Below are 16,247 nucleotides of genomic sequence, written 5' to 3'. Positions count from 1 at the left end.
TCTCTCCACTCATGGTATGAGGCTTTGGGAAGAGGGTCAAACCACGGCGGGACGGTCGTGGTGACGGGAGGAATGTATGTGTGCGGTGAGGAGGATGGCGCGAGGGCGGCGGAGCCTGCGCACGCGACCGCCAGCCCTCTACGGCCCCATGGAGTGATCGCGTCGCCAGAGCCGAAGCTCAGGCGGCCGCGCGCTCCTGCTGGAGCGGTGCACGCACGCGTTCACGAAAGCGAGGGTCCGACGCGCCGCACGCAAGGAAGTTCACGCGAGCTGCGCTGAGGCTGAGCATACCGTTGGCGCCTCCGCGGATCACGTCGGCATCCGTCTCATCCTGGCCATCGTCCTGCCACCAGCACACCGGGCAGAGTTCAAAGGTGGCGGGAGCGGTCAATGTCCGGTACCCGCAGCAAAGGCAGCGCACTTGTGTCGCTTTCATACCTGCTATGACGTGGTGAGGAAGGCGGAGTTGCACGACACTTCGCGCTCTCCCCTGTCACTTTTTCCGAAACAGGAAGTGCGCGGCCCCAACGCGCGAGTTTGTGCAGAAAAGGGCCGTGGTGTTTCTTCCGGCGCGTTCCGACTTTGAGTTTGACCAGAGGAATGTCATGGCATGCGCCGCGATCTCACTCGCGAATGCGAAAGGGGCAGAGCCGTGTGGCTCTGCCCCTTGTGACCGCGTCGAGCCTACTTCGCTTCTGGCGTGAACAGCTCAAGCTTCACTGTCCACGTGACGGATGCACCGGGCTTCAGTGTCACCATCCCGGTGTCCATGCCGTGCCACTCCTTGCCGAACGGATCGGCGAAGTTGAACTGCTCCTCGATGGCGGCGAAGTTCTTCCCCGGGTCGGTGGGCGCATAGACCTGCACCGTCTTGATCTCTGGGGAGACGCCGAGCACATGAATACCGTAGTTCGCCTTCGGGTCGATGAGCTGCACATCGACCACGCCGTCTGTGCGTGTCAGCTTCGAGAAGTTGTCATCGAGGAAGCTGCCGTCGAGCGCCTTGCCACCGGGCGCGCTGTAATCGTAAGGCGTGCCCTTGACCGGCTTCAGCTTGCCAGTGGGGAAGACGTCGTCATAGTTGTTGACCATCGCCATCTGGGCCGCGGGAACGTGCAGCTTGGCCTGGGAGCGATCGCCGCTCGGGATGGCGAAGTACGGATGCCAGCCGATCGACATCGGCTCGGGCTGATCGCCGACGTTCTTTGCGGTAATGGTGGCGGTCACGTCCTTGCCGGCGAGTGCGATGGTGAAGCTGAGGTCGGTCTTCGAGAGCCAGTGTCCGCCGAAGTCGCCAGCGTGATACACGCCGGTCACGGTCTGTCCATCGGCACTGTCGGCCACGTGTACATCTTCGACCTTCGCATCGTTGATCAGTCCGTGAATCGCGTGCACTGGCGCGCCCTCTTTCTTGCCAGAGAAATTCGCGGGCAGAGTGAGCGTCTTGCCATGCCAGCTCGTCGTGAGCGACTGCTTGTCGTCGGACAGTTTGCCGAGGATGCGGTTCGGATAAGGCACGAGGAACGCGCCGCCGAAGCTGAAGGAGGCATTGCCGAACTTGTCGCCCGTGCCGCCGCTCAGCTTGCTCTTCGCCTCGTCGAGCGAGGGCGAGAACAGGATGTTGGTCTTGCCTTTGCCCGGCAGGTCGGCCGTGATCTGAAACAGATTCATGCCGCGGCCTGGAATCACGGTGGCGCTCAGGAATTCCGGCTGCTTACCGCCAGCGTTGGCCTTGCGCTCGAGCGTCACGACATCCTCACCGTTGATCTGCGTGGTGGTGGGCGTCGTCGCGGCGGGCTGGTTGTTGGCCTCCGGCGCGGGTGCGGACTTGCAGCCCGATGCCAGCAGCAAGGACGCGGAGAGGAGCAGGGCAGCGGGGGCGGATGCGGCTTTCAGAGACAGAAGCGGATGGACTTGCGACATGAAAGGAGCCTCGGATGAACGAAGTGAGCACGGCGTCTTGGGGGCAGGGTCGCGCAAAGCGGACCCATTCTACGCCGAGATGCGCGAAGCCGAGGAAGCGTCCATAAGACTGGCGCAGTTGACGCGCAGAGCCGATACTCTCCCCACATGAACCGCGTACCAGCCCGCCAGCGCCTGATCGGCGACGAGCCGCTCTCCCCGGCGCGCCTTGAGGCCTTCTCCGATGGTGTGATCGCCATCATCCTCACCATCATGGTGCTGGAGCTGAAGGTGCCGTTGACAGACAGTCCACGCGGCCTGCTGCATGCGTGGCCGTTATTTATCAGCTACATCATTAGTTTCTTCTTTGTTGCGGTGTACTGGATCAATCACCACTATCTCTTCCATCGGGTGCGCCGGGTGGATGTGGGCATCCTCTGGTCGAACATTGCGCTGCTGTTCAGCCTGTCGCTGGTGCCGTTCTTCACGGAGTGGATGGAGAGCACGCGGCTGAGCTCGTTCCCGACGGCGATTTATGCGGGGACGATGATGATCTGCGGCGTGATGTTTTTCGTGCTCGATCTGGCGATCGGGCGGCAGAATCTGAATGAAGCGGAGCTGGTCAACCTGCGCCGCGCCGCGCATCGCAAGAATGCGACCGCGGTCCTGATCTATGTTGTGGCGATCCCGGTGGCATATCGCAGCCCAATTGTGTCGCTTGCGCTTGTGGTGCTGGTCGCACTGCTATACGCGATTCCCGGGCTCTGGGTCGAGCGCTTGGCGGATCGCCTGGACGCGCATGAGCGGGAGCGGACACAGGCCGGGTCGATGGCTCCGCCGTACACGGGTGTGCCGCCAGCGGAGGAGTGAGTCGCTGGCGCGGCGCTGGAGTATTCTCGCCGCAGTGCAAGCGCGAGTTGGTGATGCGCTCGCGCTTGCAAACGCCATCTGAAACGTCACCTTGAGGGTTTCTACAGTGATGCACGCTCCGACCGCAGTGCGCCGTTGCTCTTCTCTCCTGATTGCTACCGCAGCGCTCGCCTGCGCCCTCACGCCTGCGCTGGTGATACCGGCGGCTCACGCTGCGACTGCATCGGTTGCAATGGTCGATCGCATCACGGCGAGCGAGCCGCTGCCCAACGGCATCCGGCTGCGCAGCAGCCGCACGCTGATCGAGATCACGGCGCTGCGTGACGATGTGATCCGCGTGCGTGTGGGCCGGGAGGGCTCGCTGCCGGAGGACGCATCTTGGGCGGTGCTGCCGGACTCGCGGACCGCGCAGGTGCGGGTCACTCCGACCACGAGCGGCGGCGCTGTCGGTTTCAAGACGGGCAAGCTGATTGTCGCTGTCGATCGCGGGACCGCTGCGCTCAAGGTGACGGATCTCGAAGGCCATGTCGTGAGCCAGGACCAGCCCGGGCGTCCGCTCGTGTATTACGGATCGAGTTATCGCGTGACGAAGGTGTCGCCGGCGGCCGAGCACTACTTCGCGCTGGGCGACAAGCCGGGCTCGCTCGATCGCCGCAACCAGGCGTTCACGATGTGGAATACCGACGCGTTCGGCTTTCAGGAGTCGACGGACCCGATCTACAAGACGATCCCGTTCGTGCTGACCATGAACGAGGGCCGCGCCGCCGGGCTGTTCCTCGACAACACCTGGCGCACGTCGTGGGAGTTTGACAAGGAACAGCGCGATGCGTGGAGCTTCGCCGCGCCTGATGGCCCGCTCGACTACTACGTGCTCTATGGGCCGGACCCGAAGCAGGTGCTCGGCGCGTGGACGTGGCTGGTGGGTCACACGCCGCTGCCGCCGCGCTGGTCGCTGGGTTATCAGCAGTCGCGCTATTCGTATTATCCGGAGTCCGAGTTGCGCGACGTTGCGCATCGGCTGCGCGCGGACCACATTCCTGCGGACGTGCTGTGGCTCGACATCGACTATCAGAAGGAGAATCGTCCCTTCACGGTAGACACGGAGCGGTTTCCGCACTTCGCGCAGATGGTGAAGGACCTGGCGGAAGAGAACTTCCACACGGTCGTGATCGTCGATCTGCATGTGGCGAAATTGCCCAACAGCGGTTACAAACCGTACGACACTGGCGCGGCGGGTGATCACTTCGTGAAGAATCCGGATGGATCGGTCTACACCGGTGCGGTCTGGCCGGGGCCTTCTGTCTTTCCCGACTTCACGCAGGCCAAAACACGTGCGTGGTGGGGCCCTCTGTTCGGCGACTTCATGAAGGAGGGCGTTGCGGGCTTCTGGAATGACATGAACGAGCCTGCTGTGTTTGAGGTGCCGTCGAAGACGATGCCCGATGATGTGCAGCATCGCATCGACGAGCCGGGGTTCCGCAAGCGCACCGCCACGCACCTGGAGATTCACAACATCTTCGGCATGGAGAACACACGCGCGACGTTCGAGGGCATGCAGACCGCGGCGCCGAATCAGCGGCCGTTCGTGATGACGCGTGCGAGCTATGCAGGCGGGCACCGCTACGCGGCGACGTGGACTGGCGACAATTCGAGCACCTGGAACCACCTGCGGCTGACGACGCCGATGATCGAGAACCTTGGGCTGAGCGGCTTTGCAATGGCCGGCGCCGATGTGGGTGGCTTTGCCGGAACGCCGCAGCCCGACCTGCTGACCAAGTGGCTCGAGGTGGCGGCGTTCCAACCGATCGATCGCGATCACACCGCGAAGGGCACCGCGATGCAAGAGCCGTGGGTGCATGGGCCCGAGGCCGAGAACATCCGTCGCCGCTACATTGAGGAGCGCTACCGGCTGATGCCGTATCTTTACACCGTCACTGAAGAGATGACGCGCACCGGCGTGCCGATCGTGCGACCACTGTTTGTCGATTTCCCCGACGCGACCAGTGACAAGCACCCGATCGACCTGGATGCACCGAGCGAATTTCTGTTCGGCCCCGACATCCTGGTGGCGCCGCCGACGTATCCGGATGAGCTCGACAGCTACTTTGTGCAACTACCGCCGATCACCTGGTACGACTACTGGACCGGCGCAAAGCTGCCGCCGCTGCCGAAGTTGACCAGCCGCGATCTGGAGCAGCCCGGCGCACGCGAGGACATGGAGCGCCGCATGGCCGACTTCCACGTCAAGCCCAGCGTCGATGTGCTGCCGGTGTTTGTGCGGGAGGGCGCGATCCTGCCGATCGCACCGTTGACCCAGAGCACAAACGAAACTCCGCAGGGACCGCTGACGCTGGGGGTCTATCTGCCGCAGGGCGGAGAGGGCGGCGCGCAGCCCTGCCGTGGCTCCGTGTATCTGGACGATGGTACGACGCTCGACTACCAGAAGGGCGCGTTCCTTCGGGAGCAGTTCTCCTGCAATGTGAGCGGTGACACGGTCACGGTGAAGGCGGCGCCGCGCGAGGGCAGCTATCCCGCGTGGTGGCAGGCACTGCGCATTGAAGTGCACGGCGGCCCGGCAATGAAAGCGGAGGGCGCCGACGGAACGCTTGCCACCTACGACGCTTCGCGCCAGGCGATGGTCGCGACGGTGGTCGACAGTGGAAAAGGTGCAGAGATGACGCTCAAGTACAGCCGCTGACGCCTCATGCCGCCGCAGCAGCAACATGAGTGATGGCTCGCAGCTAACCTGAGAGCGGCGCATTTTCCGTTTGACGCGGGCGAACTCACCAGCCCGGGCAAACAGCGAAAGGCCGTCCCTGCGCATCCGACTTGCTGTGCACAGGGCAAGCGGGGGCGAACAGGCCACGCGCGACAGAACGCGGCGCGAGATGAGTCGGGGAGCCCGGCGGGGGTTGCTGCTGCTCTGCCTTGGTGTTCTTCCCTGCGCGGCACAGCAGTCACAGCAACTGACTCTGCATCAGGCGATCGAGGAGGCGATGAGCGCCCCGATGGCACAGGCGGCGACCGCGCGCACGGATGAAGCGCGAGGCCAGCGGCGACAGGCAGCGCTGGGATTGAACCCTCGGCTGTTTCTGCAGTCGGAGGACTGGCGGCCGTGGGCGGATGAATTCGACTTCCCGACCCAGACGGAGGATTACGCCTTCATCAGCCAGACGTTTGAACTGGACGGCAAGCGGCACAAACGGATCGCATTGGCCGATGCGCGGCTGGGACAGGCACGCGCGCAGGAGCAGATGGCCCGGTTCATGATTGCGGGCCGCGTGGCCTCTGCCTACTGGAATGCGGCAGTCCTGGAGCGCATGGTGACGCTCCTGACGGCGGACATGCAGGCCGTGGATGAGATGGTGCGCTACCACCAGGAGCGCGTGAATGCCGGAGCGATGCGCGGCGTGGATCTGCTGCGCATGCAGATCGAGCGCGATCGCCTGGAGATGACGCTGCGCTCCACTGAGCGGGACGCGGCGCGGGCGCGGCTGGAGTTGTTCAAACAGATGGGGAGGCCCCCAGCGCAGAACGTGCAGCTGAGCGATCCCATCGAGACGATGTCAAGCGTTGAGCCAGTACCCGTCGAGAGTGCCCTGGCGGCACGCGCAGACCTCGACGAGGCGCGCGAGGCGCTAGCGTCCGCTGAGGCCGACGTGAAGCTGCAGAAGGCGAACGGCGTTCCGGACCTCGATCTAATCGGCGGCTACAAGAGGAACTCTGCGAACAACACGGGTTACGGGGCTCTGCAGGTTCCGCTGCAATTTCGTAACAGGAACCAGGGCGAGATCGAACGCGCGGAGGCCAGTGTGCGGTCGGCGCGGAATAACCTGCTCGCGCTCGAAGTGCAGGCGAGGGCCGAGATCGCGCAGGCGCAAGAGAACTATCGGCGAGAGCAGGAAATAGTCACCGACCTGTTGCCCGATATGCGCGCGAAGGCACGGCAGAATCTGCAGCTGATGACGGAGGCATACCGTATTGGCGGAGTCGACCTGTTGCGCTATCTGGATGCGGAGCGGACCGAGTTCGATGTGGAGGTCAGCGCTCTGCGTACCTACGCCGACTACCGGGAGGCAGCCCTGCGACTGCAACTGAGTTATGGAGTCCAGCCATGAGCCGCCGCTTACATTTCGTGCTGGTACTGAGCCTCGCCGTGTGCGCATCTTCAACCGGCTGCAAAGGGAGTAGTGCTTCCGACGGAGGGCAGAAGGCCAAGACAAGTGGCTCCGACACTGCGGGCGGCGGAGCGGACACGAGTGGCAAGTCCAGCTCGAGGTCCAGTGCTGCAGGCGGAGGTTCCGGCCAGGCCGATGCAGGGTTGCCGGTGGGCAGCGTCAAGATCGCGCCTGAGGATTTGGGCAAGGCCGGCATCCGTGTTGCAGCAGTTGAGGTGCGCAGCGTGCCCCGGCAGTTGACGGTGGCGGGGCAGGTGGGGATGGACGAAAAGCACACCGATCATATCGGCGTGCTTTTCGACGGGCAGGTAGAACGCGTGCTGGTGCTTCCCGGCGACCAGGTGCGCGCAGGGCAGACGCTGGCATGGATGCACAGCCACACGGTGCACGAGACAGAGGGCGCACTCACGCAGGCCTACGCTGCGTTGGATCGCCAGACAGCGGCCGTCCGATTTGCCCAGGTCAATCGCGATCGCTATCAGCACCTGCTGCAGTTACAAGCCGCCAGCCAGGAAGAGGCGCAGCGCGCAGAGCAGGAGCTGAAGCAAGCGCAGAAGGACCTGGCGGATGCACAGGCCAGCGTGCACATGGAACGCGAGCACCTGTCGGAGTTGCTACAGGTGCAACCCGCCTCACTGATCCCGGGCCACCTCTACGATAAGGAACTGGTGCCCATCCGAGCTGTTGCGGCCGGCAGTGTGATCGAGCGCAAGGCGACGCCGGGACAGGTGCTGACATTGGGATCGGAAGCCTTTGTCGTCTCGAACCTGTCGACGGTCTGGGTGAGCGCGGCGGTGAACGAGAAGGATCTGCCCGGCGTGCGACGAGGCGCGCGTGCCACGGTGACGACGCAGGGTTATCCGGATACCAGCTTCCCCGGGACTGTCCGGATGCTGGGCGACCAACTGGACCCGCAGACGCGTACTGTGCCCGTCCGCGTCCTGGTGCCAAACCCTGGCACGAAGCTGCGACCAGGTATGTTTGCCACCGCAGCCATCGACGAAACAGGTACGCGCCCTGCGGTGTTCGTTCCAGAGAACGCATTGCAGGATGTGAACGGACTGCGCGTCGTATTCGTCACGGCAGATGGCACGACATTCCAGGTCCGTGCGGTCAAGCTTGGCGTACATTCGCAGAGGCTGGTGGAGGTCACCGAGGGTTTGTCGTCCGGAGAGAAGATCGTGACGGATGGCGCCTTCATGGTGAAGGGCGAACTGCTGAAGGGCAGCGTGGGCGAAGGCTGATGGGCAAAGTCATCGACTTTTTGCTCGATAACCGCTGGCTGGTGCTGGGTTTTCTGCTGACGCTGATCGTGGGTGGCATCACGGTGATGCTGCACCTGCCGCTTGAGGCCTTTCCTGACCTGACCAACAACCAGGTCGTGGTCACGGTGCAGTGCCCGGGCATGTCACCGGTGGAAGTCGAGCAGCTTGTCACATTTCCCGTCGAGAGCTCGATGATGGGCCTCCCGAAGCTGCAGATGGTGCGCTCCACGTCGAAGTTGGAGCTGTCGATGGTGACCGTGATCTTCGACGACAGCATGGATAAGTACCTGGTGCGGCAGCTTGTCTCCGAGCGCATCAACCAGGTGCAAGGGCGGCTGCCGCAGGGGCTGCAGCCCGTGATGGGCCCGATGGCGACCGCGTTCGGTGAGGTCTACCAGTACACGGTGCAGTCGCCGCGCCTGAGCCTGATGGAATTGAAAACGTTGCAGGACTGGACGATTCGCTACGCCCTGCAGACGATCTCGGGCGTGAGCGAGATCAACAGTTGGGGCGGGCTCACGAAGCAGTACACGATCGAGGTGGATCCGGGTTCGCTGCGCAGATACAACCTGACGCTGCACGATGTACTGCAGGCGGTCACGGACAACAACGCCAACTTCGGCGGGAGTTACATCGAGCACGCAGAGCAGCAGTACACCATCCGCGGTCTCGGCCGTGCCAAGAGCGTGGAAGACCTCGGCAACACGGTAGTGAGCACGTCGAACGGAGTTCCCGTACTGCTGAATCAGGTAGCCACGATTGCGCCGGAGCCACTGCTGCGACACGGCGCGGTGATGAACGACGGGCACGGCGAGACGGTGAGCGGTATGGTGATCATCCTGCGCGGTGAGAACGGGCAGAAGCTCATTCAGCAGGTCAAGGACAAGATCGCGCATCTGCAACTGCCAGGGGGCGCGAAGATTGTGTCCTTCTACGACCAGAGTGATGTGATCGATGCCACGACGCATACCGTGGAGCACAACCTGATCGAGGCCGCGGTGCTGGTGCTCGTCATTCTGCTCATCTTTCTTGGCGACTGGCGAGCGGCAATTGTTGTCTCGCTGACGATCCCTTTGTCGCTTCTGTTTGGGTTCATCGGCATGGATGTGTTTGGGATTTCGGTGAACCTGATGAGCCTGGGCGCGATCGATTTCGGCACGATCGTCGATGGTTCCGTAGTGATGGTGGAGAACTGCATCCATCGGCTCGAGTCTGGAACACACGGCAGGGAAGAGCGTGACCATGAAGCGACGCACGTTATTGGAGAGCAGGCTCTCGGCGCGGACAAGCAGCAGAGTGATCCCGTCGGAAGCGGGCACAAGGACGAGAATGAACACCTGCTGGAAATTATTCGCAGCGCTGCGCACGAGGTCGCGCGGCCGATCATCTTCGGTGTGCTGATCATCATTTCGGTGTACCTGCCGGTTCTGACGCTGCAGAGTTTGGAAGGCCGGATGTTCCGGCCCATGGCGGTCACGGTGGTCTCCTCGCTGCTCGGCTCGTTGCTGCTGGCGCTGTTCGTTGTGCCCACGCTTTGCAGCTTCGCTCTGCGGCACAGGATGCGCCAATTGAACCAGGGTGGACACGACGCGAACAACTCGAAGAAGCAGAGCTGGTTCGACAAGCTCCGCACACGCTACACCCGGTCGCTGACGCGGGCGGAGCGCCATCGCAAGCCGATTCTGATCGTCTCCGCGATTGCGGTTGTGCTCGCTCTTGGTTCGCTGAAGTTTATCGGCACTGAGTTCATGCCAAAGCTGGATGAGGGCTCGCTCGTCATCACGTCGAAGAAGCTGCCAGGCATCTCTCTTTCAGAGTCGATCCGTATCGGCAATCAGATCGAGGGAACGATCATGAGCTTCCCTGAGATTCGTAGCGTCACGACGAAGCTGGGCCGCCCCGACCTGGCGACGGAAGCCATGGGCGAATACGAGTCGGACTCCTACATCAACTATGTGAAGAAAGTTCAGGATGAGAGCCCGGCGGACAAGCAAAAGCTCTCCGACCGAATCACTGTAGAGCTGAACAAGCTCCCCGGGGTGAACTACGAGTTCACGCAGCCGATGGAGATGCGCATGGACGAGACCATCACCGGCACACGGGGAGACGCAGCGCTGAAGATCTTCGGCGAAGACCTGAACACGCTCGAGCAGCTCGGCAAGCAGGCACGCGGCATCATCGCCGGCGTGAAGGGTGCGTCAGAGACGCAGATGGAGCTGATCTCCGGCGCTGAGGAGTTGCAGATCGTGATCGACCGCGCGGCGGCCGCTCGCTACGGTGTGGCCGTGAGCGACGTGCAGCAACTGATCGAGTCACTCTATGGTAGCCGCCAGGTGTCCGAGATGATCCAGGGGGAGCAGCGCTTTCCGATTGCGTTTCGTCTGCCCGCAACACTGCGCAATGATCCGGACCAGCTGCGGGCGCTCACCTTCAAGAGCGCGAACGGGGAACTGGTGAGACTGGACCAGGTTGCTGAGATTCGCCAGGTACGTGGCCCCATCCTGATCAATCGCGAACAGGCGCACCGACGTGTGGTGGTGATGAGCAACGTGGAAGGGCGCGACCTGGGCGGCTTTGTGCGTGACGCGCAGGCGGCCGTCCAGAAGCAGCTAGCGATGCCACCTGGGTATCACCTGGAGTGGGGCGGGCAGTATGAGAATCAGAAGCGGGCGCAGGCGCGTCTGCTGATCGTCTTTCCCGTGTCGCTGCTGATCATTGCAGGCCTGCTGTACGCGACCTTCCGCAATGCCAAGCAGATGCTACTCATTCTGCTGATCGTGCCGCTGGCGCTGGTGGGAGGCGTCGCAGCGCTCTGGTTGCGCGGCATCAATCTAAATCTGTCGGCCAGCGTTGGCTTCATCGCACTGTTTGGGATCGCTGTGCTGAACGGCGTGGTCATGGTGAGCCATATCAACTCGCTTCGCACAAACGGCTGCTCGATTGAAGATGCGGTCCGCTCCGGTGCATCGGACCGGCTGCGACCGGTCATGATCACCGCGCTGGTGGCGAGCCTTGGGTTCATCCCCATGGCGCTCTCCACCTCGCGCGGAGCCGAGGTCCAACGGCCGCTGGCGACCGTCGTCATCGGCGGATTAGTGACCGCGACTGTGCTTACTTTGTATGTGCTGCCGCTTCTGTATGCGAGCTTCTCCCCGAAGAGGCTCGAGAAGTAGCGTCGCGTTTTGAGGGCGTGAGCCGGGATTGCAATCGACGCAAAGCGTGGCGGCCGGCGAGATTAGTCGCGGTGCTAGATGCCTTTCGCCGGCTCGGGTCGAATGCCGTGCAGGTTGTCTAGGCGGAGCTTCATTCCCCAGCCGAAGTGCTGCGTATTCCCGGGCAGATTGTCATCCAGCGCGATCGCGATCTCATTGCGGCCTTTGTGCAGTGGCAGGAGGAAGGATCCATTCTCGATACCGAGTCGACCATCCGGTGATTTGCTCGCCTTCGGCACACCCCAGAGGTTTTTATCGGCGTAGATAAGCTTCCCGTTGCTGTACACCCAGACTTCGCGAATGAATCCGATCGAGACCCGCTTCTGTTGCTCTCGATCGGAATCGATCGTGGTCTTCATCCAGACAAGCGAGATCGCCGAACCCGCCTTGGCCGATCCAACCTCACGCGTGAGATTGACCAGACCGTCCGGCTCGGAGGTCACAGAACGCCAGGCCGACCTCGTTGGCGGCAGATCTGAGTAGGGTGCTGCGGCGCCAATCTCTGCGTCGAGCGACTTATCCATCGCTGTTGGCTGGGACCTGGCTGGAGAGATCTGCCAGTTCCGCACGAAACGCGGGTCTTTGCACTCGGCATCGCAGATCGCAAGGGGCGTGAGGCCATTCACCTGGCCTGGTGAAACGGTGACGTTGGCCACAGACGCTGGTCCATGAAAATCAAGAACTCCTGTCGACTCTTCCCCTGCGAGTCGCCCGACGGAGAGCGTCGGCCTGGTCGCGCCGTTGACGTACACATTCATGCGCCGGCCGAAGATGACCAGCTTGATGTGGTTCCAACCTTCCGAATGGATCGGCGCGGCGCCTTGGTACTGGTCATAAAGATCCCACTCGAATCCGCCATGGGCCTCGGGCATGTACTGGATGCAGTCGGGCGACGTCTCACAATGCGGCTGCGGCCGAAAGTAGAGCACCTCAGCGTTATCTTTATCGCGTTCACGGAACTTGAGGCCGAGAATGCCATGTCCCACGAACCCCATATCGAATTCGATCGTTCCGTTCAGAAAGGTCACTCCGAGAGGGATGGCTGAGCCTGTCTTAACGTCCAGAACGCCGCTAGGAAAGCCCTTCCGTTGTGCGAAAGCAGCATCGCCCGTTGTCCGCCACGCGTCGGGAGACATTCTGACATGGACTGTCGGCTCCGCGTAAGAGGCGGCGACGCACAGCAACGAAAAGCAGAGGCAGATGAGGATCTGCAGGGAGAACAAGGGGCAGCGCCGGAAATGGTTCATGGATCCTGTGGGCCGTTGAATTGGCGAGTATGCCCGTCGCGATTGTGCGGCAACAGAGCGCAACCTTGACGTAGAGGCATCTCGTTAGACCAGCATACGGTCTTCTGGAATGCAAAGCCACACGTGAGCAGTGCTGACCGTCTGGAGACGAGTGGACTGTAAGGCGCCACCGATCATGGGGTCGGTGCAGCAACGCATGAGGTTCGTACGGCGTGCGCACATGGCGCCAGCGGGCTGCTCGCCGCGACAGATCAATCGATGTGATGTGTACCTACCCAAAGGCCAGTCACCACTGCCACGATCGCCAGAATCACGATCAGGAGCAGAAAGGACGCGAGTTCGCCGCGGCTCCAAACGATACGCCGCACGGCGCGCCTGCTCCCTCTCCCCAGCCTCAGTTCACCCGACATGCGGCTCTCCCGGAATCCCGAGCAGGAGAACTGAGGAGGATGCAGCTTCTCCTCAGCTCTCTATGGCTGCTATCGCTGGATCAGAAGTGAAAGCCGATCTCTGCTGTGAGCGCTCGCGGAGTGACGTAGTGGGTGCCGCTGAAGGTGGAGAGGAAGTTGTACAGAGCCGTCTTGTTGGCCAGGTTGACCCCGGTCAGTCGCAGACTCCATCTGTACTTTTCACCCCCCAACACGTTGTCGTCTCCGACGGAAGCATCGAACAGGCTTCGCGCCCGCACGCGTGAGGGATTCCGGTCGTCGTTCTCCGTTCCCGGCGCCGGGATGGAGAGCAGGCTCGATGTGAGTTGCGTCGCGAGACAGGCACTCGGCAGCGGATTGGTTGGAGTGGCTTTCACTCCGTCGCAGGCCAGTCCGGCTTCGTACTCCTGATCGGCAGTGAAGCCGCTGAGATCGATCGCCGGGAGACCGTTGAGCAAAATGCCGCCGCAGTGGCTGTTTGGATCGGTGACGTTGTAGCACGGTGTCGATCCCGCATTCAGGCCGCTGTCATAGCGCCAGTTGAAGCCGAGCCAGGGCCCGCGTTTGCCTGGGACCTGGTACTGGATGTAAGTCGTTTCGTTAAATTTCTCGTCGTGATCGATGCGGAAGGGATAGCCGCTCTGGCCCACGGTGGCGCCGGCGCCGGCATTCTGCGGTGGAAAGAAGCGCGCCGCCACTGACGACATGGTTACAAAGGCAGTGAAGTTGTGATACGTGGGCACATTGGCGCGCAGCACGAACCCAGGCGTCTTGGAGTTGTGCCAGTCAATCGGGAAGAAGATGGGCGTGTTCCCAAGGATCGAGAAGTCGAATGCGCTGTGCGTGTACTTCCAGATGTAGTCGCCGCTGACGACGAGATGCGGGCCGAAGGTTTGCTGAAATCCAGCATGGAACTCGTTGCGATAGCCCGGGGTCACCGTGGTCGAGACGCCAGGGTTGCAGCTGAGCAGAGGAGCGAGCACATCGTTGCCGCAGCCCAGGCTGGAGACGACCAGGTTTTCATTGAACGGTGTCTCCAGTGTGCGCGCGTACGAAACGCGCAACACAGTGTTCGTCGGCCGCACACTGTAAGCGACGCCGAGTCGTGGCTCCGCCTGGCGAGCGACTGTGAGTCCGTTGTAGAGGTCGCCACGCATGCCGAGATTGAACACCCAGTCACCGGCCTTGATCTGGTCCTGGATGTAGAGTCCCAGCTCCTTCACGTCGGTGTGGCCGAAGAACTTGTACTCGCTGCCGGCACGTGTCAAGTCGTAGGGCAGCAGCACTGGATCGAACGGTGTCGCAGCCACGTTCGGGTCTGAGCCATCGTTCGGCGCGTAGCCGGATGCGGCGCACTGCCCTGGATCGGTGAGTCCGCTGATAGGATTGCCGTCGCTATCGACGCAAGGAGCATTCAGCGTGGAGTTGATCAAACCGATGTCATCGTGCTCTCGCAGAAATGTTTGCTGATACGTGGCCCCGGCCTTGATCGTGTGACGGCCCTTCTGCAGGGTATAGTCGGTGCGCAGTCCGGCGTTGGTCAGCGTGCGAGCCTGCGTGATGCTTTCGCTCTGAAGTGGTCCGAGATCAGCCAGAGGGTTGGCGCTGGGGTAGTAGTGGAAGGAGTCTTTGCGAACGTATCCACCGAAGTTGAGCACTGCATCGGCGCCGATGACACGCGTATAGAGCGGGGCGATGTCGAAGGTCTGAATCTTTGAGCGCTGATCGGTATCGCCCACGAAACCGATCACGGGCGATGCCGTCGTTCCCCCGCTGAGCACGTTCTGTATGCCGTAGTTGTCGTACGAATTGGGGTTCTGGAACCAGGAGCGGCTGTAGTTGAAATTCAGGTGAGCCGAATCCTTCGGCGTGAACTGATAGTCCACGCGATCGAACAGGTTCTGCTCATTGCCCTTGCTATGGAAGACCTTGAACTCGGGAGGATCCAGAAAGCGGCTGGTGTTGAGGCCGTCTACTTCGAAGAAGTTACCCCACCTCGTCCCGCCGTAACCCACATTCGCGCCGCCCGTGACCGAGCCGAAGGTGCCATACGATGTGGTGATTTCGCCGTGCGGCGTGTTCATGCCCTGGCCAGAGCGCGTGGTGACGTTGATGATCAGGCTCGTCTTACCTCCATATTCGGCGGGAGGAGCACCGGGAATCGATTCGATCGACTGGATCGCATTGGAGGGAATCTGGTTTGAGAAGACCTTGCTCTGTTGATCCGTGATCGGCTGACCGTCCACCGAGAAGGAGTTCGACGCGTGGTCGCCAAGGCCGTGGAAGAGACCGTTCGAATCAGCCGCGACGCCTGGGGACGCCAGCGTGACAAGTGAACTGAGGGTGGAGGACTGGCTCTCGAGCGGCAATTTCGCGAAGAGATTGCGATCGACCGGGGTCCGGAACGTCGGGTCGTCCTGCACCAGATCGCTCGATTCGACCGTGACGGTGGTCGACGCACTGGCAATCTTCAATGCGACATGCAGATCCACCGGTACCGTGGACTCAATCGAGGTGTCTTTGGCGACCGCCGCAAATCCCTTCGCCTCCGCCGTGAGGTGATAGGCGTTGAACGGCAGATTCGTGAACTGGAAGTGCCCGGCGCTATCGGTCGTGGCGGTACGCATGAGTCCGCTGACCGGGTTCTGTACGGTGACTGTGGCGTCGGGGAGAATGGCCCCGCCAGGGTCCGTGACCGTGCCCGTAAGTACGCCCGAGTTGGATTGCGCCAGCAGCGCAGGGATGGAAAGGAACAGGAAAGAGAGGAGAAAAACATGAACGGCACGTCCCAAAGACGAGTGCATACACGAACCCCCAAGAGGTTACGAAACCTGAATGTCGAAATGCTTCTTAGGCGAAAGAAGGGTCGACGGGGGGCGGACGGATGAACGCGGTCTGCACCACGGTACGGGAGCCGCGGGAGGTCTCACCAATGGAGACGATACCGATCAGGTGAAGCACATAGCTCGTCAGCCACGAGGGCTGGCTGGCGATGGCGACGTGAGCTGTCGCGCAGAACTGACACTGAGTCGGAGCGCCGTCGGGGACTCCCGCCGGGTGATGATGGGCTATCTCAACTGTCATGAACACGGCCAAAAGCACGCATAGTAGCGTTACCAGGACCCGCGCGAATTTAGCCGAATAC

The 16,247-nt window shown here is 62.0% G+C and carries 10 protein-coding genes; 5 read left to right on the top strand and 5 right to left on the bottom strand.

Features of this window, described 5'->3' with window-relative positions; all coding sequences use genetic code 11:
- Nucleotides 1–178: 178 nt before the first annotated feature.
- Nucleotides 179–436: a CPCC family cysteine-rich protein gene (locus AC5IJH_RS09680; protein WP_491902611.1), complete on the bottom strand. Its 258-nt coding sequence runs from the start codon at nt 434–436 to the stop codon at nt 179–181.
- 248 nt (nt 437–684) lie between these two features.
- On the bottom strand, nt 685–1,923 hold the full coding sequence (locus AC5IJH_RS09675; RefSeq protein WP_491902610.1) for an aldose 1-epimerase: 1,239 nt from the start codon (nt 1,921–1,923) through the stop codon (nt 685–687).
- A gap of 147 nt (nt 1,924–2,070) precedes the next feature.
- Between AC5IJH_RS09675 and AC5IJH_RS09670 the strand changes: the two genes are divergently transcribed.
- The 5 genes from AC5IJH_RS09670 to AC5IJH_RS09650 all read left to right on the top strand — a co-directional run bounded on the left by AC5IJH_RS09670 (nt 2,071) and on the right by AC5IJH_RS09650 (nt 11,388).
- Nucleotides 2,071–2,772 (top strand): TMEM175 family protein, encoded by a 702-nt coding sequence (locus tag AC5IJH_RS09670; RefSeq protein ID WP_491902609.1) that lies wholly within the window; start codon nt 2,071–2,073, stop codon nt 2,770–2,772.
- Nucleotides 2,773–2,881: 109 nt separating this feature from the next.
- Nucleotides 2,882–5,470 carry a glycoside hydrolase family 31 protein gene (locus tag AC5IJH_RS09665; RefSeq protein WP_491902608.1) on the top strand — a complete coding sequence of 863 codons (2,589 nt, stop codon included), beginning with the start codon at nt 2,882–2,884 and terminating at the stop codon, nt 5,468–5,470.
- A gap of 298 nt (nt 5,471–5,768) precedes the next feature.
- A complete protein-coding gene (locus tag AC5IJH_RS09660; protein ID WP_491902607.1) occupies nt 5,769–6,890 on the top strand; it encodes a TolC family protein in 1,122 nt (373 codons plus the stop codon).
- Nucleotides 6,887–8,194, top strand: coding sequence for an efflux RND transporter periplasmic adaptor subunit (locus AC5IJH_RS09655; RefSeq protein WP_491902606.1), 1,308 nt, complete (start codon nt 6,887–6,889; stop codon nt 8,192–8,194). The genes AC5IJH_RS09660 and AC5IJH_RS09655 overlap by 4 nt, the downstream gene beginning before the upstream one ends.
- Nucleotides 8,194–11,388 (top strand): efflux RND transporter permease subunit, encoded by a 3,195-nt coding sequence (locus AC5IJH_RS09650; RefSeq protein WP_491902605.1) that lies wholly within the window; start codon nt 8,194–8,196, stop codon nt 11,386–11,388. The genes AC5IJH_RS09655 and AC5IJH_RS09650 overlap by 1 nt, the downstream gene beginning before the upstream one ends.
- A gap of 74 nt (nt 11,389–11,462) precedes the next feature.
- Here the strand turns inward: AC5IJH_RS09650 and AC5IJH_RS09645 are convergent, their stop codons facing one another.
- The 3 genes from AC5IJH_RS09645 to AC5IJH_RS09635 all read right to left on the bottom strand — a co-directional run bounded on the left by AC5IJH_RS09645 (nt 11,463) and on the right by AC5IJH_RS09635 (nt 16,186).
- Nucleotides 11,463–12,455, bottom strand: a complete 993-nt coding sequence (locus tag AC5IJH_RS09645) for a hypothetical protein (RefSeq protein ID WP_491902604.1) — start codon at nt 12,453–12,455, stop codon at nt 11,463–11,465.
- Nucleotides 12,456–13,164: 709 nt separating this feature from the next.
- Nucleotides 13,165–15,894 (bottom strand): carboxypeptidase regulatory-like domain-containing protein, encoded by a 2,730-nt coding sequence (locus AC5IJH_RS09640; RefSeq protein ID WP_491902603.1) that lies wholly within the window; start codon nt 15,892–15,894, stop codon nt 13,165–13,167.
- Between the two features lie 58 nt (nt 15,895–15,952).
- A complete protein-coding gene (locus AC5IJH_RS09635) occupies nt 15,953–16,186 on the bottom strand; it encodes a hypothetical protein (protein ID WP_491902602.1) in 234 nt (77 codons plus the stop codon).
- Nucleotides 16,187–16,247: the final 61 nt, after the last annotated feature.

It is taken from the genome of Candidatus Dedyshia acidiphila, assembly GCF_051025295.1.
Taxonomy (GTDB): Bacteria; Acidobacteriota; Terriglobia; order Terriglobales; family Acidobacteriaceae; genus KBS-83.
This window is presented reverse-complemented; position numbering and strand designations above follow the sequence as displayed.

Excerpts from the sequence above, each read along its gene's own strand:
- AC5IJH_RS09635 (WP_491902602.1), bottom strand. The coding sequence starts at position 16,186 with ATGACAGTTGAGATAGCCCATCATCACCCGGCGGGAGTCCCCGACGGC.
- AC5IJH_RS09655 (WP_491902606.1), top strand. The coding sequence starts at position 6,887 with ATGAGCCGCCGCTTACATTTCGTGCTGGTACTGAGCCTCGCCGTGTGC.
- AC5IJH_RS09680 (WP_491902611.1), bottom strand. The coding sequence starts at position 436 with ATGAAAGCGACACAAGTGCGCTGCCTTTGCTGCGGGTACCGGACATTG.
- AC5IJH_RS09665 (WP_491902608.1), top strand. The coding sequence starts at position 2,882 with ATGCACGCTCCGACCGCAGTGCGCCGTTGCTCTTCTCTCCTGATTGCT.
- AC5IJH_RS09670 (WP_491902609.1), top strand. The coding sequence starts at position 2,071 with ATGAACCGCGTACCAGCCCGCCAGCGCCTGATCGGCGACGAGCCGCTC.
- AC5IJH_RS09650 (WP_491902605.1), top strand. The coding sequence starts at position 8,194 with ATGGGCAAAGTCATCGACTTTTTGCTCGATAACCGCTGGCTGGTGCTG.
- AC5IJH_RS09675 (WP_491902610.1), bottom strand. The coding sequence starts at position 1,923 with ATGTCGCAAGTCCATCCGCTTCTGTCTCTGAAAGCCGCATCCGCCCCC.
- AC5IJH_RS09660 (WP_491902607.1), top strand. The coding sequence starts at position 5,769 with ATGAGCGCCCCGATGGCACAGGCGGCGACCGCGCGCACGGATGAAGCG.